The organism is Actinoplanes sp. CA-131856 (assembly GCF_050956135.1).
In the GTDB taxonomy this organism is placed as follows: Bacteria; Actinomycetota; Actinomycetes; order Mycobacteriales; family Micromonosporaceae; genus Actinoplanes.
Genome location: NZ_CP191849.1, coordinates 1,339,430 through 1,360,679, shown reverse-complemented (window position 1 = coordinate 1,360,679; position 21,250 = coordinate 1,339,430). Strand labels below are relative to the sequence as shown.

Below are 21,250 nucleotides of genomic sequence, written 5' to 3'. Positions count from 1 at the left end.
TCCATGTCGATCACGACCCGTAGGGCCGAGCCTCAGGACGCCGAACTCCTGCACGACCTGGCCGACCGGACATTCAAGCTCGCCTGTCCGCCCGGCACCAGGCAGGAGGACATCGCGGCCTTCGTCGCCACCAACCTGTCGGCCGGCAGCTTCCGCCGCTATCTGGCCGACCCGGACCGGATCGTCCTGCTGGTGGCCTCGGACGGCGTGCCGGTCGGCTATTCGATGCTGGTGGCCGGCCCGATCGAGAACGAGGACGTCGCGGCCGTGGTCGACGAGAAGGTCAGCATCGAGCTGTCGAAGTTCTACCTGCTCTCCGAGCGCCACGGCTCGGGCGCGGCGGCTGCCCTGATGACCGCGACGCTGGCCGAGGCCGCGGCCACCGGTGCCGAGTTCTGCTGGCTCGGCGTCAACCAGCAGAACCAGCGGGCCGCGAAGTTCTATGCCAAGCACGGCTTCGACGTGATCGGCGTCAAGCGTTTCCTGGTCGGCGCCGAATGGCACGACGACTACATCCGGCGCCGCCCACTGGCCTGATCATGCCGGCTGGATGTCGGTCCATTCGACATATTTGCCGGTGCGGTTGTCTCCGGACGACTGGCCGCGCAGACGGCGGTTGATCCAGGGCAGGACGTGCTCGCGGTAGTAGCGCGCCTCGGTCAGCAGGCCGCCGCGCGCGGCCGGCCCGGGATCGATCACGTGGGCCTCGGCCGGGTGACCGAGCGCGGCCAGCACCAGACTGGCGACGCGGCGGTGGCCGTTGGCGTTGAGGTGCAGGCGGTCGGCCGACCAATATCCGGCGCGGCGGATCTCCTTGTCGTGGAAGACGTCGACGAAGGTGATGTCGTAGCGGTCGATGAACTTCGCGACCGCGTTGGTGAGCAACTCGCCGCGGCGCCGCATCGTCGAGCCGAACGGCAGCCGGTCGGACGGGTCGGCCCCGCTGAGCAGCACGACCTGGACGCCGGCGTCGAGGCAACGCTGGATGGCCCGCTCGGTCATCGCGGCCAGCTGGATCATGTCGCCGCCGGGGCGCATCATGTCGTTGCCGCCGCCGTTGAGCGACAGCAGCGTGGGCGGCGGCGACAGGGCCAGGGCGGCGTCGAGCTGCTCGGTCACGATCGGTTCGAGCAGGCGCCCCCGGATGGCGAAGTTGGCGTACTGCACCGGCTTGCCCTCGGCGGCGGCCAGCCCGGAGGCGACCAGGTCGGCCCAGCCCCGCTCGGTCCCGTCCGGCAGCCCGTCACCGAGCCCCTCGGTAAAGCTGTCACCGATTGCCACGTACCGCGTCACGCCGCGCCTCCCTTGATCACTCTGAGGCTAGACGACCCGGTGGGCGGTGGCCGGAGCGACGTACGACGTCGCCGTGCCGGGCTGCAGGGCCAGCTCGAGGACCCGATGGGCCGACGCGTCGAGCGGCGGCAGGGCGTCCAGCGCGAACCACCCGACCGACAGCGACTCGTCGTCGTTGACCCGCGCCTCACCGCCGACGGCCCGGCAGCGGAAGGCGATGTCGACGTATTCGCAGACGTCGCCGTTCGGATAGGTGTGCGGCGGCTGGGTGAGCACGCTGGTCATGCGCTCGACCACGACGTGGACGGCCGTCTCCTCGTAGACCTCGCGCACCGCCGTCTCGGCCGGTTGCTCACCCGGGTCGAGCACGCCGCCGATCAGCGCCCAGCGCCCGTTGTCGCTGCGCTCGGTCAGCAGCACCCGGCCGCGGTCGTCGAAGACCACGGCGGTGACACCGGGCAGCAGGAGAAGCCGCTGCCCGATGTCGTCGCGAAGGCTCTGGATGTACGGCGAAATCGGCATATCGGACAAGATAGGCCACTCAGCCCACCAGCGGGCGCACCTCCTCGGCGACCCAGCGGACATAGGCGATCGGGTCGTCCTCGTCGAGCGGCTGGAGGATGACCTTGGTGGCGCCGGCCGCCGCGAACGACTCCACACCCTCGGCGATCTCGGCCGAGCTGCCCGAGAGGCCGGCGAAGGCGTGACCGTATTTCTCCCGCGCGGCGGCCAGGCGGCCGGCCGAGTCGCCGGGCAGGGCCGGCACGAAGACGACGAGGCCACCGGCGGCGCCGGTCAGCTCGCGCGCCTTGGCCACCTCGGCCGGCGACGTGCCGCCCGAGAGAACCGTCGCGTCGCCGACCTCGCCGGCCAGCGCGAGGGTCTTGGGGCCGGTCGCGGCCACATAGAGCTCGGGTGAGGCGGCCGGGGGCCAGTCGAGGCGTACGGCGTCGAGCTGGACATAGCGCCCCGAGACCGTGACCTCCTCGCCGCGCAGCAGCGAGCGCAACGCGGTCGCGTACTCGCGCAGGAGCGTGAGGGGCGACGCCGCGCGGGCACCCACCTGACCCATCCACTCCTGGACGCCGTGGCCGATGCCGGGCAGGACCCGGTCGCCGAACATGCGGCTCAGGGTGGCGATCTCCATGGCGGTGGCGGCGACGTTGCGGAACGGGACCGGCATGATGCCGATGCCCACGCGCAGCCGGTCGGTCCAGGCCAGCGCGGCGGCGGAGGCCGAGACGCCGCCGCTGAGGAAGCAGTCCTCCCACAGCCACAGCTCCTCGAGACCGGCCCGGTCGGCGGCGACGGCCACGTCGCGCAGGGCCTCGGGCGGGTGTTGCGGCAGGTAGATCGCACCAAGCGTCGTCATGCGGACCATGATGGCATTTTTTATATAAGCAGCTTCTTATACAGGGGCCGAAAATGTCGGAGGGCGTCGCTAGGTTCCTTCATGCGGATCGGCGCCACGGGGGCGCCGATCCGTCCACAACAGAGCTTGCGAGGAACACCTCGGCCGTACGGCGGATGTGGTCGCGCAGCTCAGGAGGTGACTCGACAGTGAAGGCCGCTCCCAGCACTCCGAGAACCATCACCGGCCACCCCAGGTCGTCCACGTTCATGCGCAGACGGCAGCCGCGCGAGAGCTCCTCCACGGTGCCGTAATTCCACACCATCGTGCGCACCTGCTCGGCCGGCGCGTCGACGACCACCGACACCTCGTAGCGGTTGGGGATGGCCTTCATCCGGGAGTTCAGCCACTCCGCCGGGTCGCCGCCCGGGATCTCGCGCGGGCGGAAACGCGCCCCGGTCATCGCGGGCGACGACAGGCGGTCGACCCGGAAGCTGCGCCAGTCCCCCCGCTCGAGGTCCCACGCGATCAGATACCAGCGACGGCCGCGTGGCACCAGACGGTGCGGCTCCACGTGGCGGGGCGCCGGGTCGCCCTCGCGCGGGCTGTAGGCGAAGCGCAGCCGCTCCTCGCCCCGGCACGCCATGGCCAGGGTGGTGAGCACCGTCGCGTCCAGCGCCGGGCCGCCGCCGAGGGGGCCGGGCGCGGTCACGGCGCGCAGCGCGTCGATGCGCCGGCGCAGGCGGGGCGGCAGGAGCTGGATCACCTTGGCCAGCGCCCGCACCGACGTCTCCTCGAAACCGGCGACGGCTCCGGCCGCCGCCGTCCGGAGCCCGACCGCGATGGCGACGGCCTCGTCGTCGTCGAGCAGCAGGGGCGGCACCGCCGCGCCCGCCTGCAACTGATAGCCGCCGGCCACGCCCCGCGCGGCGTCGACCGGATAGCCCAGGTCGCGCAGCCGGTCGACGTCGCGGCGCAGGGTCCGGGGGCTGACCTCGAGCCGGTCCGCCAGTTCGGCGCCCGGCCAGTACCGATGCGTCTGCAGCAGCGACAGCAGCCGCAGCATTCGCGCACTCGTGTTCGCCATGGATCCAGACTCTCCCGGATTGAGGTCAAGAAGTGGCCGCAAACGAAACTAGCGTGGTCAGCATGATTGAGACACGAGGGTTGACCAAGCACTTCAAGGACGTGCACGCCGTCGACGGCATCGATCTCACCGTCCGGGCCGGCGAGCTCGTCGCGCTGCTCGGGCCGAACGGCGCCGGCAAGTCCACCACCCTGCGCATGCTCACCACACTCATCCCGCCGACCGCCGGCACGGCCACCGTGGCCGGCTTCGACGTCGTCCGCCGCCAGCGCGAGGTGCGGCTGCGGATCGGATATATAGGTCAGGGCAACGGCGCCGGGCACAGCCAGCGCGGGCGCGACGAGCTGATCAGCCAAGGCCGGGCGTACGGGATGAGCGTGCGCGACGCCCGGGCCCGGGCGGCCGAGCTGATCGAGTCGCTCGGCCTGGCCGAGGTGGCCGACCGGCGGGTCTCCACCCTCTCCGGCGGCCAGCGGCGCCGGCTCGACATCGCGATGGGCCTGATCCACTCCCCCGAGCTGCTCTTCCTCGACGAGCCGTCGACCGGCCTCGACCCGCAGAACCGGGCCAACCTCCAGGAGCACATCCTGGCCCTGCGGGCCCGGCACGACACCACGATCGTGCTCACCACCCACTATCTGGACGAGGCCGACTCGATGGCCGAGCGGGTCATCGTGATCGACCACGGCCGGATCATCGCCGACGACACCCCGCAACGCCTCAAGGACGAGCATGTCGGCGACCACATCCTGCTCGGCTTCGACAGCGAGACCGACGCCGCCGGCGCGGCCGGCGTCCTGCGCGCCGAGCGGACCGGACGGCAGGTGCGCCTCGGCCTGCAGAACGCGCCGCGCCGCGCGCCCGGCATCCTCGACGATCTGCGCGCGGCCGGATATCCGGCGGCCGAGATCGAGGTGACCCGCCCCACCCTCGACGACGTCTTCCTGCACCTGACCGGCCGGAGTCTGCGCGAAGGCGGCGCCGCCGCCGACAAAGAGCTTGTGGAGGTCTGAGCCATGACCACGCTGATCGCCGACACCTCGACCGTCTTCAGCCGCGAGCTGCGCCCGCTGCTCCGCGACCCGTTCACGATCATCTTCTCGATGGTGCAGCCGCTGGTCTTCCTGGCGCTGTTCACCCCGCTGCTGCCGGACGACGACGGGACCGCCCTGCAGTGGTTCGTTCCCGGCATCATCGTCATGTCCTGCCTGTTCGCCTGCTCGATGACCGGTTCCAACCTGCTCTTCGAGATCCAGACCGGCTCGCACGAGCGGATGCTGGTCACCCCGCTGCGCCGGCCCGCGCTGCTGATCGGGCGGGCGTTCAAGGAGATCGTCCCGATGTTCGCCCAGGCGGCGCTGATCGTGGTGGTCTGCCTGCCCTTCGGGTTCCGGTTCAACCTGCTCGGGGCGGTGATCGGGCTGGTGATCCTGGCCGCCTTCTGCGTCGGGCTGGGCGCGTTGTCGTACACCCTGGCCCTGGCCTCCAAGAACCAGGAATGGCTGTTCTGGACCGTGCAGCAGACGCTGCTCTTCCCGCTGTTGCTGCTGGCCGGGGTGCTGCTGCCGATCGAGGACGGCCCGCGGTGGCTGCGCGTGCTGGCGGCCGGCAACCCGCTCAGTTATGTGGTGGAGGCCGAGCGCTCGCTGTTCAACGGTGACATCTGGGCGCCGAGCACGCTCGGCGGTGTGATCGCCGCCGCGGCCGTCGCCGCGATCGGGCTGTTGGTGGGCGTCCGGGCGATGCGCCGCTCCGACTAAAGTCGGCGGATGTTGCGATGGCGGCGGCGCGGGGGCAATCCGGTCGCGGAGATTCTTCCCAGGGCGCTGGGGCGGCTGATCGAGGGCCTCAACCCTCGCCCGCAGGTCCCGCAGCAGCGCCGCGGCAACGCGGACGCCGTCGTCGACTGCGCGATCTACGCGGCCGGGGCCCGCAAACCGGGCACGGTGCACTACAGCACCGCCCGGATCCCCCGCGGCGGCTTCCTCTGGCTCGGGCTGCACGAGCCCGACCGGGCCACGATGCGCGAGGTCGCCCGGGCGTTCGGCCTGCACGAGCTGGTCGTCGAGCAGACTCTGGAGGGCGGGCACCGGCCGGGCGTCGAGGTGATCGGCGAGGTCACCCGGCTGGTGCTGCGCACCGCGCGCTACGTCGAGCACGACCAGCTGACCGCCACCTCGGAGGTGGTCGACACGGGGGACATCACGCTGCTGATCGGCCCGTCCTTCGTGATCACCGTGCGGCACGGCGCGGCGGGTGCGCTCTGGGGCGTACGCAAAGAGGTCGAAAAGCGTCCCGCCCTGCTCAGGCATGGGCCGTGGGCGGTGGCCTACGCCATCGCCGGGCGGATGGTCGACGACTACCTCTCGGTGTCGGCCGACGTCGAACGCGACCTGGAGCGGCTCGAGGAGGAGACCTTCGAGGCCAGCCGCTCGGCCGAGGTGGCGCACTTCTACCAGCTCAAGCGCGAGATGGTCGAGCTCAAGCGGGCCGTGCTGCCGTTGACGGAACCGCTCACGCTGATCACCCCGCCGACCGCACTCCAGCCGTACTTCGTCGACGTGCGCGGCCGGCTGGCCCGGGCCACCGACCGGATCAACGGCTTCGACAACCTGATCGACTCGGTGCTCCAGGCCCGGCTGACCCAGGTGACCATGGCGCAGAACGACGACATGCGGATGATCGCGGCGTGGGCCGCCATCGCGGCCGTGCCGACCGTCGGCGCCGGGATCTACGGCATGAATTTCGCCGACATGCCGGGAATCGACGCTCGATGGGGCTTCTGGACGACCATCGCGGTCATCGCCGTGATCTGCGGTGGTTTGTACTGGCGCTTCAAGCGAGCAGGATGGTTGTGACGCCTCCCCCGTTCAGATGATCGTCTACTCCGGACAGTTTGGATAAATCGGACGCTCAACCCTGGTCGCTCCCACCGGCTGATCTCTATCGTCGAAAAGTCGTACTGGTGGGGAGGCTGTGTGACCGCGACACAGGTCATCGCGCCTTCGCCGACACCGGCGAAGCGCCGCAACGGGGTGCTGACCGCCCTCAAGGGGCACGTCGACCTTTTTCTGAACGCCGGCTCGCTGATCGCCACGACAGCCATCACGTCGCTGCTCGGCTTCGTCTTCTGGTGGGTCGCCGCCCGCGCCGCGTCGCCCGACGCCGTCGGGCAGGCCTCGGCCGCCGTGTCGGCCATGACGCTGATCGGCACCATCGGCATGTTCGGCATGGGCACCATGCTGATCTCCGATCTGTCGCAGCTGCGCGGCCCCAAGTGGGAGCTGATCTCCACCTGCCTGCTGGTCGCGGGAGCCGCCGCCACGGTCGGCGGCATCGCCTACGTCGCCGTCGCCCAGCTCTGGATCCCCGGACTCCAGCAAGCCCTCGGCGGACAGGTCGGCACGGTGCTGCTGGTCGCCGGCATCGCCGTCAACTCGATCACCCTGGTGCTCGACGAGGCGCTGGTCGGCCTGCTCAAGGGTCCCCTCCAGCTCATGCGCAACGCCTGGTTCGCGGCGATCAAGCTGGTGCTGCTGGCCGGGCTGGCCCTCGCCCCGATCACCCTCACCGGCAACGAGCTGCTGCTCACCTGGGTGGCCGGCATCGTGCTCTCCACCGCCATCCTCGGCGGGGCGCTGCGCCGCCGCCAGATGATCGACTCGCTGCGCCCGCGGCTCTCCCTGCTCCGCGGCCGGGGCCGGTCGACGTTCGACCACAACCTGCTCAACCTGGCCAGCTACCTGCCCCGCGCGGCCATGCCGCTGCTGGTCACGGCGGTGCTGTCGGCGTCGGCCAACGCGGCGTTCTACACCGCGTTCATGGTCCTGTCGATGCTCTCGATGATCCCCGGCAACGTCGCGCTGACCCTGTTCGCCGTGGCCAGCGGCGACCGCAAGGCGCTGCAGTCCAAGGTCCGGGTGGGCCTGCTGATCTGTCTCGGCGTCGGCCTGCCGGGCTCCCTGCTGGTCGTGGCCCTGGCCAACCCGATCATGTCGGTCTTCGGCGCGTCGTACGCGGACGCGGCCGGCGACGCGCTGCGGCTGCTCGCACTGACGTACCTCCCCTTCGTCTTCCTGCATTTCTTCCTGGCGATCTCCCGGGTGCACAACAAGGTGCGCGGGGCCGGCCTCTTCGCGCTCGCCGCGGGCGCCGCCGAGCTGGGCGCGGCCTGGTACGGCGGCTCGCACGGCGGCCTCACCGACCTGGTCGCCTGGTTCGCCGCCGTGTTGTGGATCGAGGCCTTCTGCGTCGCGCCCACGGTCCTGCGGGTCGTCTTCTCGAACGGCCGGCGCCGCGGCGACACCGCCAACACCACGACCATGACCCTGCACGAGCGCGCCTGGCTCCCGCTGGAATACATCCGCACGGTCGGCCCGGTCTACGGGGTGACCGTCGACGGCATGCGCAAGGCGCTGATCGGCCTGCACGCGGTCGACCCCAAGCACCGCGCCGTCTCCAAGCTCGACCGGGTCGGCGCCCGCTGGGAACACCTGAACGGCGCCGAGTTCGCCCAGTTCGTGCACCGCGCGGTGCAGGACTCGGGCGACTGGTCGCTCGACATGGACGGCATGACCCGCAAGCTCCAGTCCGAGCCGCGCGGCGTGCACCCGATCCGCATCCTGGTCGGCGCCGGCTACGTCGCGATCAAGGTCTCGCACGCCTACGGCGACGCCGGCCCGGTCAACGCGCTGGTCCACGAGCTGGTGCTGGCGGCCAGCCAGGGCCGGGCGGCGGTCATCCCGCCGCTCGAGCGCAACCGGATGGCGCTGCCCAAGGCCTGGTGGAAGCAGTTCGGCACCAAGCCGACCCGGTGGAAGGAGGGCATCAGCTTCGCCCGCCCGCCGGAGCCCGAGGAGACCCGGATGCGCAAGTGGCAGCCGAACCTCACGGTCCGCACGGCCCGCTCGGCGACGGCGCTCAAAGAGATGCGCAAGTGGCGCGACGAGTACGCGCCCGGCGTCACCACATCGGCGATCACGTTCGCGGCGTTCACGGCGGCCCTCTACAACCTGGGTCTCAAACCGGACACGAGCGGCGCCACGTTCCTGGCCGACGGCCGCCGCTATCTGGACAAGGACGTCCGGATCGACAGCAACTTCTGCATGGGGCCCTATCTGTCACCGGCCGACATGATGGACCCGCTGTCGGTGCACACGACGATCAAGCACGAGCTGGCCACGGGCCGCATCCTCACGATGATGGTGCTGCGCGAAGGCAAGATCGCCCTCGACGGCGCGCCCGGCATGCCCGACCCGTACCCCTCGGAACTGCCGATCCCGCCCCGGCCGAAGCTGACCTTCAGCAACCAGGGCCGTCACGACCTGCTGGGCGACCTGCCGTGGTCGGTCGGCCCCGAATGGCGGGTCAACCTGAGCGTGCCCACGCTGAACAGCCCCGAGGGCGTCACGCTGACGACGAGCGAGATGAACGGCGTGCTCCACCTGGAGGCCACGTTCCACGGCTCGACCTTCGACCCGAACCTGATCTCCCGGGCCCTGGAGCTGGTCATCACCGACCCGGCCGGCCAGATCATGTCGGTCCGCCAGGTGGCGGCCTAAAAAGAGTCGCGCCCGGCCGGTCATCACCGGTCGGGCGCTGCTATGTCCGGCTTTCGCCGCGCTACGTGGGCGCTCGATGGCGCCCTATGTATCGGTCGGGCGCCGCTCGGGCGCCACTATGTCCCGGCGCATGCCTTTCGCGCCGCTTGATCAGTTTTTCAAGAGCTTCACCCAGAGGTACGGATTATCGACCAGTTCCGCTTCGCCGACCTCGGGCCGTCTTTCCTCGCGCTCCCTGCGAGTGCTGCGGCCGGTGGGTGTCGTCGCGCTTCTCACCAGGGTGGTGCTCCCGGCCTCAGGGTGCTCCCGGCCTCACGGCCGGGAGCACGTCCTGGTCCGGTCAGCGGTCCCGGTGGCCGCCGGGGCCGCGGGTGCCGTTGCCGTGCGTGTGGGTGGGGCTCGGGGAGGCGGTCGCCGTCGCGGTGACGGTGACGGTCGCCGCCGGGCTGGCGGTGGCGGCCGGGCTCGCGGTCACGGTCGGGCTGGCGGTCGGCGTGGCTCCCGGGCGGCTCGGCCACCCGTTGTTGTCACCGGGACGGCCGTTGTTGTCACCGGGACGGCCGGGTCGCCCGTTGTTGTCGCCCGGACGCCCGTTGTTGTCGCCGGGGCGCCCGTTGTTGTCGCCGGGGCGACCGTTGTTGTCACCAGGGCGGCCCGGCCAGTTGTTGTCGCCCGGGCGGTTGGGCCGCTCGCTGCGCAGGACGGGCAGCATCAGCATGAACGTGCTGACCTGCGTGCGGGCCCGCCGCCCACAGTCGTCGTACGAGATCGTGGTGCGCAGCCGGGCGACACCGGCCCGGTCGAAGTCCGGGTTGACGTCGAACTCGACATAGTCCGAACGTCCCGGCCGCAGGCTGTCCCCGCGAGAGAACGTGGCATAGCGGCTGCGCCCCGGGTAGTCCACGTCGACATCGCGGGCACTGACCCGAACCTCGGCGTCACAGATCCGCCGGTCGGTCCGCCAGTACACCTTGACCTCGGTGTCGGTGTCCGCCCGGACAGCCCGCAGCCAGGTGGTGACCGGCTGCGGCCCCCGCGGGGCCGCGACCGCGGGCGCCACCACAGTCACGGTAGCCACGCTGACGGCCGCGCCGGCCATGGCCACAAGCGCTCCGATGCGCCGACTGTTGTTCATTACATCCTCCAGTGACTGGTAAGAGTCCGGCTCAGTTCCTAACCGACAAACCGGACAATATGGCCATCACGGAGCCCTGCGCCGCCTTTCCCCCGCGTTTCGGCTCAAATTCCTCTTTCTTGTACAAAATGTTTAGCCATGATCGTCCGAAAAGCTGATCTCCCCCATGCACCCCTATCTCCACCGTCCCGCAAATGCGATATGGCGATATAGCAATGCAAAACCACCGCTCATCAGCGGGTTCATATTTCACCGCTCCCCCGCGAAGCAGAGATCATGAATGCCTCACCGCCCCAGCTCGCCACCACCGCGCGCACCGACACCACGCGGCGCGAGCCGAAGAGGCTTCGGTGGATGTCCGACGCCTGGGTCGCCTCCCCCTAAGGTCGAAAAACCGGGTCGAACCCTCTCGAAAGTGCCCGATGCGACACGATGGAGGCGTACAAGCAGGAGGGAGAGCCACGGATGTCGCTCAGCGGAGCCCACCGGGCGGCGTTTCGTCGGGAGGCGGCTCGCGAGGGCCGTGTCTTCTCGATCCGGGATGCCGAGGGGTTTCCCGCTCCGGCGGGAGCCGACGGGATGCGCACGGTTCCCTTCTGGTCGAAGGCGACCCGGGCCAGCCGCGTGGTCGGGCGGGTCCCGGCCTACCGGGGCTTCGAGGTGGTCGAGGTCGAGGTCGAGGAGTGGCTGTCCGGCTGGCTCGACCGCATGGAACGCGACGGCATGCTGGTCGGCGTCAACTGGTCAGGCGCCCGAGCCACCGGCTTCGACGTGTCACCCAGCCAGGTCCGCCAGTGGTTCGCCGAGTCCCCGGACGAGCCAGGCCCGCCCACGCCTCCCCCAGCGATCGAACCCCGCGTAACCAAGGCATCAGCACCGCCAAGAGCCGACACCAAGGGACGCGCGACGCCGTCAGCCGCCACCCCGGAAAAGTCGCCCACATCGCCGGCGCCCAGCCCCGGGACGGCGGCTACGCTCCCAGCGACCACCTCCCGGAAGCCAGCAACACCCCAGGCGACCAGCCCCGGGAAGCCGGCCAATTCTCCCGCGATCAGCTCCCCCGAGCCGGCAACGCCCTCCACGATCAGCCCCGCGAAGACGGAGACACCTCCCGCTGGCGACTCGGGGACGGCAACACCCCAGGCGATCAGCTCAGAGAAGACGACACCCCCAGCAACCGACTCTGGAAAGACGACGCCCCCAGCGATCGACTCCAGGAAGACGGCGCCGGAAGCGGGCAGCCCCGGGAAGACGACGCCCCAGGCAATCGACTCCGGAAAGACGACGCCTGCAGCGGGTGGCTCCGGGAAATCGGCGTTACCCCCGGCGATCGGCTCCGGGAAGTCGGCGACGCCGCCGGCTGGCGAGCCTGCGGACGCGGCGGCGACTTCGGCTGATGGGGCCGAGAAGAAGGCCTCACCGTCGCTGCCTGGTGAGGGCGACAAGGGGGCGAAACCATCGGCGGCCGGGTCCAAGAAGAGGGCGTCGCCGTCGTCCCATACCCGCTCTGACAAGGCGGCGACTTCACCGGCAAGCGGCCCCAAGAAGGCGGCGACGCCGCTGGCGGCCGCCTCGGTCGAGGCGGACCGGCGGTCGTCAAAGGGTGGCCCCAAGAAGATGGCGACGCCGCGGGTTGGCGGCTCTCCGTCGAAGAAGGCGGCGCCGTCGGGAGGAGATTCCAAGGCTGCTTCTCCGTCGCCAGAAGACTCCAAGACCACGATCGCAGCGACTCCCCAGGGCACCACGCCGCCGGCAGAAGACTTCAAGACAACGACCGCAGCAAGTTCCGAAAGCACAACGCCACCGGCAGAAAACTCCAAGACCACGACGGCATCGACTTCCGAGAGCACGACGCCGCCAACAGAAGACTCCAAGACCACGACCGCAGCGACTTCCGAGATCGTGGCGCCGCAAGACGAAGACTTCAAGACGGCGGCTACGGGAACGGAGACGCCGCCTGCGGGGAGCTCCGAGCGTGTGATGCCGGCGGCGGGTGAGGATGTGCCGATTGGCGCTACGCCGGCCGCTGATGTCGAGATGTCGGGGGTCGGTGGATCGGTCACGGGCGAGGGGGTGCCGGCAATTAGCCGGCTCACCAAGTCTCGGGGGCTTGGGGTCGACGCAGGAGTTGAGGCTGGTCGGCCGAGGGATGAAGGCTCGGCCGGCGGTCGGGCCAAGGCGGCGGGTGGGCGGCATCGTTCGCGGACGGCTGCTGATGGCGTGGCGGCGGCCGATGAAGGCGCTGAGGGAAAGGCGGACTCCAGTGGGACGCCTGCGGCGGACGTCGAGGTCGACGGTCCGGCCGGGGGTAGCTCCACGAGCCGCTCGGTCGCGGATGAAGGGAACTCGACCGCGGCGAAGGTCAAGGCTGGGGCGCAGGCCGCCAAGAAGAAGGTCGAGGCCGGAGCGCACACAGCGGTCGAGAAAGTCGAAGCCGGAGCCCAGACAGCCAAAGAGAAGGTCGAGGCTGGGGCCCACGCCGCCAAAGAGAAAGTCGAAGCTGGGGCCCACACGGCCAAAGACAAGGTCGAAGCTGGGGCCCACACCGCCAAAGAGAAAGTCGAGGCTGGGGCGCAGGCCGCCATTGAGAAAGTTGAGGCGGGGGCTCACGCGGCGGCCGAGAAGGTTGAGGCGGGAGCTCAGGCGGTCAAAGCACGAGCTCGGGCGGCCGCCGCGAAGGTCAAAGGAGGCGGCCCACAAGGTGGTGACGGTGCCGCCGAAGGGGGCGGTGGTAGCGCGCCGCGGCGAAGTCGGAAAGGGCATCCGTGAAGGGAACTGAGTGAGTAGGATTTCAGTCGCCCGACCGTAGGTGGACGGGGCGGGTACCCCTATGCTTGCGGGACGGCAAACAAAGGGGCTTCCGTGCGCAGTCTGCAGATCCTCGTCGTGGACGACGATGATGCTGACGCTCTCATGATTTCTGAGGCGTTGGAGACGGCGGATACCAGCGCGTCCGTCGATCGGGTGGCTGACGGGCGGGAAGCGCTCGACTATCTGCGCCGGCACAGCCCGTACGAGCAAGCGCACCGTCCCGATCTTATTTTGCTCGATCTCAACATGCCGCGGATGGATGGACGGGAGACGCTCGCCGCCATCAAGAGCGATGACGTTCTCAAGGCGATCCCGGTGGTGATCCTGACCACCTCGGGGGCCGCTCCGGACATCGTGGCCAGCTATCAGCACCGGGCCAACGCCTATGTCACCAAGCCGTTCGGGCTCGATGATTTCGAGAGCACCGTGCAGCTGATCAACCGGTTCTACCGTGAAGTGGCCAGCCTGCCGCAGGCCGGCCAGGCTTAACGGCTCCCGCCCCCGGGTATCGGGGGCACATGACCGACAATCAAGCACCCGAGGATCTCGGTGCGCCCGTCGCCTATCTCGTGCTCAAGGACGGCACCGCCGTCTACGACCGGTCGGGCACGAAGGCCGGCACCGTCGAGCACGTGCTCTCCGACGATCAGCAGGATGTCTTCCACGGGCTCGTCATCGACACCGGCCAGGGGCACCGGTTCGCGCCCGCGGCCCAGGTCGACGGGCTCTTCGAGCACGGGGTGATCATCGCCGTGCCGGCTGCCGAGCTGCCCGAGCCGAGCGAGGACCCGTCGGCGTCGGTCGCCGACGAAGCGCTGCGGGACACGCTCAAGCGGGCGTGGAACTGGCTGATCCAGCCGAAGTAGGCGCAATCCAGCCGAAGTAGGCGCCTTTCAGCGCAATCCAGCCGAAGTAGGCGCCTTCCAGCGCAGCAGGCAGGCGCCGACCGACATGCCGCCGCCGAAGCCGGCCATGAGGATGACGTCGCCGTCCTTCAGCGCGCCCTTGCGGGCCGCGTCGTCCAAGGTCACCGGCACCGAGGCGCTGCCGACGTTGCCGTAGCGGTCGAGCGTCAGGTGGGTGGTGGCCGCGGTCAGGCCGGTCGCCTCGACCAGCTCGGCCAGCATGACGCCGTTCGCCTGGTGCGGCACGAAGTGGTCGACCTCGTCGACCGCGATGCCGGCCCGCTTCAGCAGGGTCTCGAACGCCGGTGGGACGCCGGCGTTGACGAACTCGCGGACGCCGCGGCCGTTCATCTTGAAGTAGTGGTCGCCGTTCGCCACCGTCTCGGCCGATGCCGGAAGGCGGCTGCCGCCGGCCGGCACGTGGATCAGCTCGTTCGCCTCGCCGCGCGACACCAGCTCCAGATCGAGCAGGCCGTAGCCGTCGGGGACGGCGCCCATCACCGCGGCGCCGGCGCCGTCGCCGAACAGCACGGCCGTGCGGCGGTCGCCGAAGTCGAGGATGCGCGAGTAGATGTCCGTCGCGATCACCAGCACTTTGGCGCCGGGCTGGGTGGCGATGAGGCTGTTGGCCAGGGCGACGCCGAAGACGAAGCCGGCGCAGACGACGTTGATGTCGAAGCAGGCGGCCCGGTCGGCGCCGATCTTCTCCTGGACGAGCGTCGAGGTCGGCGGCTGGGGAGAGTCACCGGTGGACGTGGAGACGATCAGGTAGTCGATGTCCACGGCCTCGAGCCCGGAGGCCTCCAGGGCCTGGACCGCGGCTTTGGCCGCGAGGTCGGAGGCGGCCTCGTCGGGGGCGGCGAAACGACGCGCCTCGATCATGGTTTTGCGGCTGACCCACGCGGGGTCGGCGTCCGGCACCCGCCGCACCAGATCGTCGTTGGTGACCACCTCGACCGGCAGGTAGGAGCCGGTCCCCAGGATGCCCACGCCCATGTCGTTCCGCCTCTTCCGTCGAGCCCACCCGCCGTCGAAGAAAGAGGCTAACCGCCTTTGGTTGTAACAAGCGGCCATGATCATCTAGCCGGTGAGCAGGCGAAGGAGCTCAGCGCGGGAATGACGGAAGCATGCGAAGATCAACTAGATCGAAGCGTGACGGCCCTCGACACGCCGCGTGACCAGAACCGCTCAACAGGGCCCGGACCTCGCGAAACGCCGGAGATCGGCGCGCGTCGCTATGGGGACAGGGCAAGTAGTTGCCCGGAGACAAATGGCACAGAAAAAGCCGGCGCCGAGGCGCCGGCTTTCTCAGTGGCCGGCCGGGGGGACAGCGGGCCAGGGGTGGGATCAGCGGGACGAGCGGTCCCGATAGGTCCAGGCGCCCGAGCTCAGGCCGCCGGCCCGCTCGGGGCCGGACGCCTGCTGCGGAACGCGGGCGGCGGCCTCCTCGCGGCGCTGGGCCAGGTACGCCGCGGCGGCGCGGTCCTCGGCGGTCGGGGCCGACATCAGGGCGTACGCCAGGCCGATGATGCCGAAGACCACGGCCAGGCCGATCGGGACCAGCATGCCGCCGGCGGTCGCACCGGGCAGCGTGCCGGTGGACGGGTGCGTCTCGACCGACATGGCGAGCATGCCGGTGAAGTGCATGCCGTTGACCGCGATGCCCATGACGAGCGCGGCCGCGAAGATGACCAGCGGACGGCGGACCGTGACCGCGAGGAACAGCGCCACCGCCGCGGCCACGACCGCGATGCCGATCGACAGGCCGACGTACGTCATGCCGTACGAGACGTCGCCGTTGAGGTTCATCGCGGCCATGCCGGTGTAGTGCATCGCCGCCACGCCGAGACCGGCGATCACGCCACCGGCGATGATCCGGAAGTTCTGGGCGCCCTTGCCGAACGCCGCGATCGCGAGGCCGAGGCCGACCGCGACGACCGCGATGATCGCGCTGGCGGCGGTGAGGCCGACGTCGTAGCGGATGGGCGTGCCGTTGACCTTGAAGCCCATCATGGCGACGAAGTGCATGCTCCAGATCGCCGTGCCACCCAGCGACAGCGAGGCCAGCACCAGCCACCAGGTGCGCTCACCGCGCGCGGTTGCCGAGCGTAGCCGTACGGCACAGGTCAGACCCAGCATCGAACCCAGCACCGAGAGGACGTAGCTGACCGTCGGTGTGATCCACCCGTGGTCGAAATGATGGATCTGCGCCATCGCGGTTCCTTTCTAAGAGCCCCGCTCCGGGAGTGCATCTTGCACGTCGTCCGGTGATCGCGAAAGACATGAGCGTCACCTTCTCGCTACAGATGGAGAAACAGCCGGAAGGCATTGCCCGATCGTCTGATTCCGCAGGTCAGCGGCGAGTTCTTTGTCCGCTTTTACGATCATCAATGGCAGTCTGGGTCCTCATCCGACCGTCTGTAGCCCGCTGTCCGCACATACTCGGGACATGTCGGCGGCCGCCGCGCTGACCGCGGCGACCGCGTCGGGCTCACTCTCCGTGCCTTCGCTTGCGCTTGCTTGGGTGTACGCCGCGGCGAGCACCTGTGCGGCGTCAGCCACCGGCGCGTCAGCGGTGGCGCTCGCGCTCACGATGCCGTCGACGACACCGGGCTGCATGAGACTGGCGTCGGCCACCGCGGCGGCCAGCGCCGTGCAGGTCAGCGTCCCGGGCGGATCGTCGGCGATCTCGGCCCCCGCGCTCGACGCCGACGTGGCGACGGCCGACACGGCCGGCGCGGGCCCGGGTCCGGGTCCGTCCTCGCCCTCGCCTCCGCTCTCGCTTGAGCATCCGGCCGGCACGAGAAGGACGACCAGCGCGAGGCCCGCTGCGATTTGTCTCATTTCTCCAGATTAGGGGCGCTCACCGACGTACAAAAGCAAAAGGGCCCGGCCGAAGACGGCCGAGCCCTTGCGACGGCGCCCTTAGAGGTATGAGCCCTTCTTGTACTCTTCCCAGCTCATGTTCCAGTCGGTCCAGCCGTTGCCGTTCTTCAGCTTCTCCTCGGTGCCGGAGACCGTGATCACGTCGCCCATGAGCGTCTTGTTGAACAGCCAGGCGCCCATCGCCTCGGACACGTTCACGCAGCCGTGCGAGACGTTGACCTTGCCCTGCTTGCCCTCGGACCAGGGCGCGGCGTGGATGTACTGCCCCGACCAGGTGATGCGCTGGGCGAAGTCGATGGGCGTGCGGTAGCCCTCCTCGGGACCGAGCTCGTCCATCGTGTCGAAGATCGTGTGCTTCTTCTTCTCGATGACGACCATCGTGCCGCTCGAGGACGGGGTCTTGGGCTTGCCCAGGCTGACCGGCAGCGTCTTGATGACCTTGCCGTTCTCCTTGACCGTCATCTGCTTGGTCTTGTTCGACACCGTCATGATCAGCGAACGGCCGATCTTGAGGTCGACGGTCATGTCGGTCCGGCCGTAGTAGCCGTTGCCCAGCGGGACGCCGGCCAGTGCCACCTTGTAGAAGACCTTGGAGTTGGCCTTCCAGTAGACCTTCGGCCGGTAGTGCACCTCGGTGGCGCTGGTCCAGTGCCAGGTGCCCTCCTGGGCCGGGGTGGCGGTGACCGTCATGCGGCGCTCGACGTCGTCGCGGTAGCTCTCGGGGATGCTCTGGTTGAACTTGATGATCAGCGGCATGCCGACGCCGACCGTCTGGTTGTCGCCGAGGAAGCTCGTGGCGCGGATCGTCTTCGCCGGCTTCGCCATGGTGGTGAAGGTGCTGGTGGTGGTGTTGGTCTTGCCCTCGGCCTCGGGGCCGGTCACCGTGACGGTGTATTTGGTGCCCCACGACAGCGCCTTGGCCGGTGTGAAGGTCTTGGCGTCCTTGTCGAGGGTGCCCTCGACCTCTTTGCCGGCGGCGTCGGTCACGCTCACCGAGGTCGCGTCGGCGTCCTCGGTCGAGTATTTGATCGGGCTGATCGCGACCACGTTCTTGGCGTCGGCGGCCGGCGAGGTCACCGCGACGGTGCTCGGCTTGGGCGCCTCCGACTCGGAGCCGCCCGCGGGCGCGCCCGCGCTGCTGCCGGGCGTCGCGCCCTGCCACGCCGACGACGACTTCTTGTCGTCACCGCCGCAGGCGGCGGAGCTCAGCAGCACGCTTCCCGCGATCACAGTGATCGCGGCGAGCCGCCAGCGTTTCATACCCCAGGTCTTCATGGTCCCTCTCACGGCGTCGTCATCCCCGGCGCCCAATACTGCTTTGTTTTTCCCCCATGACCAATCCCGGAATCGTGCCGCCTCCGGATTTGGTTTTGGACATTTAGTTTTATTTCAGGGCAGAACCCTTCTTGAATTCCTCCCAGCTCACGTCCCACGGCGTCCAGCCGTTGCCGTAGTCGAGCTTGTCCTCGGTGCCCTTCACCGTGACCGGGTCGCCGATCAGCGTGTTGTCGAACAGCCAGCGGGCGTTCGAGGGCGACACGTTCACGCAGCCGTGCGAGACGTTGCGGCTGCCCTGGGCCCCGGTCGACCACGGCGCCGAGTGGATGTACTGCCCCGACCAGGTGAGACGCTGCGCGTACTGGATCTCGGTGCGATAGCCGTTCACCGGGCCCAGCTCGGCCCGGGTGTCGAACACCGTCTCGGCCAGCTTGTCCATCACGACCATGGTGCCGCTCGACGACGGGGTGCTCTTCTTACCGAGACTCACCGGCATCGTCTTCACCGTCTTGCCGTCCCGCAACACGGTCATCTTCTTGCTCGCGTTGTCGACCTTCATCTCGAAGTCACGGCCGATCTTCGCGGTGGCGCTGCGGTCACGGTCGCCGTAACGCCCGCCGCCGGTCGGCAGCCCGCCGACGGCCACCCGCACCGAGATCGTGGTGCCGGACTTCCAGAACTCAGGACCGCGGTAGTACGCCTGCGTGCCGCTCGCGGTCCACGACCAGACACCGGGCTGGGACGGGCTGGTGGTGACGAACATGCGGCGCTCGACGGCGGCCCGGTCGGCCTTCTTGATGCCCGGGCTGAACTCGACGACGACCGGCATGGCCACGCCGTACGTCTTGCCGTCGAACAGGTAGAGGCCGGTGCCGGTCTTCTTGCCCGGGGCACCCATGGTCGTGAACTTGGTGGTGGCGGTCTTGGTCTGGCCGCCGTCGCTCGTCGCGGTGACGCTCGCCGCGTACGTCTGCTTGGTCTTGAGCGGAGTGCTCGGCACCCAGGAGGAGCCGTCGGCGCGCAGGGTGCCCTTGACCGCGGCGCCGGACGCGTCCTTGAGTGCGACGCTCGTCACCTTGGCCCCCGCGACCTTGAAGCCGATCTCGGTGCTGACCGGCACGTTGGTCTTCCCCGCAGCCGGCGTCACCGCCAGGCTGATCGGCACGGTGGCCGACTCGACAACCGGCGCGTCCGCGGTCGCGTTCGCGCTCGCCGAGGCGGACGGATCCACCCAGGCGTGCGGTTTGTCGCTTTTGTCATCACTGCCGCCACACCCCGACAGCGCGAGCGGCGTGATCACTGCCGTCGCCATGAACGCCACCAGCGTGCGCCGCATGCTGACCATCCCTGAAGGCCGATCTGAAGTTTGCGGGGCCATCCTGCCTCATGGATGCAAGAGATCGAGTCCCCCTGGGGGTTGAGATCTTTCGGGAGGGGGGTGGATTTCAGCCTGGGCCGGGGTGGGTGCTAATGTTTCCCCGTTGCCAACGAGCGCCGCTAGCTCAACTGGCAGAGCAGCGGACTCTTAATCCGCGGGTTGTAGGTTCAAGTCCTACGCGGCGCACCAAGCATCACCAGGGCGTATAGCTAACCGGCTATGCGCCCTTGATCTTTGCGGGACGTCGGTGGGACGCGTGTGGGCGGCCCCGCTTACTCCCCTCGGCTCGACCGGACGGCCTGGTCACGGGGTGTTCCGCGGTAGTGATCTCGGCATGTGCAGCGGATTTCCGCGGGTGATCGTTTCGGCGGTGCCGGCGGCCCGGGTTGAGGGCCGCGGCGGCAAGCACCAGCCGGGCGGTCGCCTCGGCCGCATACGCCAGGAGATCGGTCAGGACGCTGGTATAGGTGTCGGCCGTCAGCACGATGCTGGAATGCCCCAACTGCGCCTGCACCGTCTTGAGATCGACCCCGGCACAATGCGCCAGACTCGCCGCGCCGTGCCGCAGGTCATGTAGCCGGACCGGTGGTAGCCCGGACTCGACGACCAGATGATGGAACCGGCGGGTCAAGAAGTCGGGGTGCAGCGGTGCCCCGTCCTCGGTGACAAACCGCCAGCACTCCCCCGCCGCGCGCCGCTCGGCCTGCTGCCGGCGCCGGTGTTCACGCAGCAGTCGAACGGTGCGCCGGTCGAGAGCGACCAACCGGCGGCTGGCGGCCGTCTTCGGCCGCCCGACGGTGACCAAATGACCGTTGGCGATGCGCTGCTGCTCGATCATCGCTACCCCGCCGTTCAGGTCGACGTCGGCCCAGCGCAAACCAGCGGCCTCGCCCCGGCGCAGACCGCGCAGCGCGATCAGCCACCACATCACCGCGAGGCGATCCTTCCCGACGAAGGACAGGAACGCGGCAGTCTGCTCCACCGTCCACACCGCCACCGCCGGCCGTTCTCCAGTCTTCTGCCACGCCTCGACTCGCGGGGCCGTCCAGACCAGGGCGTGCGGTCGCCGCGGCGAGGGGACTTCTATGTGTCGGGCGGGGTTGTCGCGCAGCAGGCCCTCCCGGATGGCGGCGTTGAGCGCCGACCGCAGAGTCGCACGGATGCGGTGCAGGGTGGACGGAGTCGGGGTACGCCCGTACCGGTTCGTGGTCGCCCCGATCGTGCTGATCATCTCGGTGACATGGTGGCCTGCCAGCTCGCTGAGCCGGAGCCGGCCCAGATGCGGGATCAGGTGCCGTTCCACATGAATTCGTAGGAGCGCAGCGTGGTAGGCCTGATCGTCGTGCGGGTTGTCAGCCAGTAACGCAGCCAGCGCTGCATCGTCCAGCCCTCGGCGGTCGCGGTGTTGCCGTCGCCGAGCAGAGTGTCGCGGGCGGCGACCGCTTCTCGCCGGGTCGGGTAGCCGCCACGCCGCAGCCGCTCGCGCCGACCAGGCAGGACCGGCACCACACAGTCGAAATACCAGCTACCGTGGTTTCGCTCCGACAGCCGCGAACAGGCCGAGT

At 69.4% G+C, this 21,250-nt stretch carries 21 protein-coding genes, 1 tRNA gene and 1 pseudogene; 10 read left to right on the top strand and 13 right to left on the bottom strand.

Annotated elements, in window-relative coordinates:
* The first annotated feature begins 3 nt into the window (after positions 1-3).
* On the top strand, positions 4-537 hold the full coding sequence (locus tag ACQP2X_RS06520) for a GNAT family N-acetyltransferase (RefSeq protein WP_498695061.1): 534 nt from the start codon (positions 4-6) through the stop codon (positions 535-537).
* Here ACQP2X_RS06520 and ACQP2X_RS06515 read toward each other — a convergent pair whose 3' ends face one another.
* From ACQP2X_RS06515 to ACQP2X_RS06500, 4 genes are all read right to left on the bottom strand, one after another.
* Entirely contained in the window at positions 538-1,293 is a 756-nt protein-coding gene (locus ACQP2X_RS06515) for an SGNH/GDSL hydrolase family protein (protein ID WP_498695060.1), read from the bottom strand. It lies immediately after the preceding gene.
* 27 nt (positions 1,294-1,320) lie between these two features.
* Positions 1,321-1,815, bottom strand: coding sequence for an NUDIX hydrolase (locus ACQP2X_RS06510; protein WP_498695058.1), 495 nt, complete (start codon positions 1,813-1,815; stop codon positions 1,321-1,323).
* A gap of 19 nt (positions 1,816-1,834) precedes the next feature.
* Positions 1,835-2,665, bottom strand: a complete 831-nt coding sequence (locus ACQP2X_RS06505; protein WP_498695056.1) for an LLM class flavin-dependent oxidoreductase — start codon at positions 2,663-2,665, stop codon at positions 1,835-1,837.
* A gap of 79 nt (positions 2,666-2,744) precedes the next feature.
* Entirely contained in the window at positions 2,745-3,731 is a 987-nt protein-coding gene (locus ACQP2X_RS06500; protein ID WP_498695054.1) for a helix-turn-helix transcriptional regulator, read from the bottom strand.
* A gap of 62 nt (positions 3,732-3,793) precedes the next feature.
* On the opposite strand from ACQP2X_RS06500, the gene ACQP2X_RS06495 reads away from it, so the two are divergent.
* The 4 genes from ACQP2X_RS06495 to ACQP2X_RS06480 all read left to right on the top strand — a co-directional run bounded on the left by ACQP2X_RS06495 (position 3,794) and on the right by ACQP2X_RS06480 (position 9,292).
* Positions 3,794-4,744 (top strand): ABC transporter ATP-binding protein, encoded by a 951-nt coding sequence (locus ACQP2X_RS06495; RefSeq protein ID WP_498695052.1) that lies wholly within the window; start codon positions 3,794-3,796, stop codon positions 4,742-4,744.
* 3 nt (positions 4,745-4,747) lie between these two features.
* Positions 4,748-5,491, top strand: coding sequence for an ABC transporter permease (locus tag ACQP2X_RS06490; protein ID WP_498695050.1), 744 nt, complete (start codon positions 4,748-4,750; stop codon positions 5,489-5,491).
* A 9-nt stretch (positions 5,492-5,500) separates the two neighbouring features.
* On the top strand, positions 5,501-6,589 hold the full coding sequence (locus tag ACQP2X_RS06485; protein ID WP_498695047.1) for a magnesium and cobalt transport protein CorA: 1,089 nt from the start codon (positions 5,501-5,503) through the stop codon (positions 6,587-6,589).
* Between the two features lie 120 nt (positions 6,590-6,709).
* Complete coding sequence (locus ACQP2X_RS06480) at positions 6,710-9,292, top strand: lipopolysaccharide biosynthesis protein (RefSeq protein WP_498695044.1); 2,583 nt, start codon at positions 6,710-6,712, stop codon at positions 9,290-9,292.
* 340 nt (positions 9,293-9,632) lie between these two features.
* Here the strand turns inward: ACQP2X_RS06480 and ACQP2X_RS06475 are convergent, their stop codons facing one another.
* Positions 9,633-10,427 (bottom strand): hypothetical protein, encoded by a 795-nt coding sequence (locus ACQP2X_RS06475; protein ID WP_498695043.1) that lies wholly within the window; start codon positions 10,425-10,427, stop codon positions 9,633-9,635.
* 432 nt (positions 10,428-10,859) lie between these two features.
* Here ACQP2X_RS06475 and ACQP2X_RS06470 point away from each other — a divergent pair.
* Positions 10,860-11,159: pseudogene (locus ACQP2X_RS06470) on the top strand (DUF2750 domain-containing protein); the annotation flags it as partial.
* Here the strand turns inward: ACQP2X_RS06470 and ACQP2X_RS06465 are convergent.
* A complete protein-coding gene (locus ACQP2X_RS06465) occupies positions 11,072-12,490 on the bottom strand; it encodes a hypothetical protein (protein WP_498701376.1) in 1,419 nt (472 codons plus the stop codon). The pseudogene ACQP2X_RS06470 and the gene ACQP2X_RS06465 sit on opposite strands and share 88 nt — an antisense overlap.
* 157 nt (positions 12,491-12,647) lie before the next feature.
* On the opposite strand from ACQP2X_RS06465, the gene ACQP2X_RS06460 reads away from it, so the two are divergent.
* From ACQP2X_RS06460 to ACQP2X_RS06450, 3 genes are all read left to right on the top strand, one after another.
* Positions 12,648-13,196: a hypothetical protein gene (locus ACQP2X_RS06460; RefSeq protein WP_498701374.1), complete on the top strand. Its 549-nt coding sequence runs from the start codon at positions 12,648-12,650 to the stop codon at positions 13,194-13,196.
* A 93-nt stretch (positions 13,197-13,289) separates the two neighbouring features.
* Positions 13,290-13,727 carry a response regulator gene (locus ACQP2X_RS06455; protein ID WP_498695042.1) on the top strand — a complete coding sequence of 146 codons (438 nt, stop codon included), beginning with the start codon at positions 13,290-13,292 and terminating at the stop codon, positions 13,725-13,727.
* A 29-nt stretch (positions 13,728-13,756) separates the two neighbouring features.
* Positions 13,757-14,104: a PRC-barrel domain-containing protein gene (locus tag ACQP2X_RS06450; protein ID WP_498695039.1), complete on the top strand. Its 348-nt coding sequence runs from the start codon at positions 13,757-13,759 to the stop codon at positions 14,102-14,104.
* Positions 14,105-14,131: 27 nt separating this feature from the next.
* On the opposite strand, the gene ACQP2X_RS06445 is transcribed toward ACQP2X_RS06450, so the two are convergent.
* The 5 genes from ACQP2X_RS06445 to ACQP2X_RS06425 all read right to left on the bottom strand — a co-directional run bounded on the left by ACQP2X_RS06445 (position 14,132) and on the right by ACQP2X_RS06425 (position 19,652).
* Positions 14,132-15,133, bottom strand: a complete 1,002-nt coding sequence (locus tag ACQP2X_RS06445; protein WP_498695038.1) for a 3-oxoacyl-ACP synthase III family protein — start codon at positions 15,131-15,133, stop codon at positions 14,132-14,134.
* A gap of 357 nt (positions 15,134-15,490) precedes the next feature.
* On the bottom strand, positions 15,491-16,357 hold the full coding sequence (locus ACQP2X_RS06440; RefSeq protein ID WP_498695037.1) for an MHYT domain-containing protein: 867 nt from the start codon (positions 16,355-16,357) through the stop codon (positions 15,491-15,493).
* 192 nt (positions 16,358-16,549) lie between these two features.
* Positions 16,550-16,987 (bottom strand): hypothetical protein, encoded by a 438-nt coding sequence (locus ACQP2X_RS06435; RefSeq protein WP_498695036.1) that lies wholly within the window; start codon positions 16,985-16,987, stop codon positions 16,550-16,552.
* Between the two features lie 81 nt (positions 16,988-17,068).
* Positions 17,069-18,304: a L,D-transpeptidase gene (locus ACQP2X_RS06430; protein WP_498695034.1), complete on the bottom strand. Its 1,236-nt coding sequence runs from the start codon at positions 18,302-18,304 to the stop codon at positions 17,069-17,071.
* 109 nt (positions 18,305-18,413) lie between these two features.
* The gene (locus tag ACQP2X_RS06425) at positions 18,414-19,652 is read right to left on the bottom strand and encodes a L,D-transpeptidase (protein ID WP_498695033.1); all 1,239 of its coding nucleotides are present in this window, start codon (positions 19,650-19,652) and stop codon (positions 18,414-18,416) included.
* A gap of 146 nt (positions 19,653-19,798) precedes the next feature.
* On the opposite strand from ACQP2X_RS06425, the gene ACQP2X_RS06420 reads away from it, so the two are divergent.
* Positions 19,799-19,874, top strand: a tRNA-Lys gene (locus tag ACQP2X_RS06420).
* A gap of 28 nt (positions 19,875-19,902) precedes the next feature.
* On the opposite strand, the gene ACQP2X_RS06415 is transcribed toward ACQP2X_RS06420, so the two are convergent.
* Complete coding sequence (locus tag ACQP2X_RS06415; protein ID WP_498695032.1) at positions 19,903-20,988, bottom strand: site-specific integrase; 1,086 nt, start codon at positions 20,986-20,988, stop codon at positions 19,903-19,905.
* The gene (locus ACQP2X_RS06410; protein ID WP_498695031.1) at positions 20,973-21,194 is read right to left on the bottom strand and encodes a hypothetical protein; all 222 of its coding nucleotides are present in this window, start codon (positions 21,192-21,194) and stop codon (positions 20,973-20,975) included. Before ACQP2X_RS06410 ends, ACQP2X_RS06415 begins: the two co-directional genes overlap by 16 nt.
* Positions 21,195-21,250: the final 56 nt, after the last annotated feature.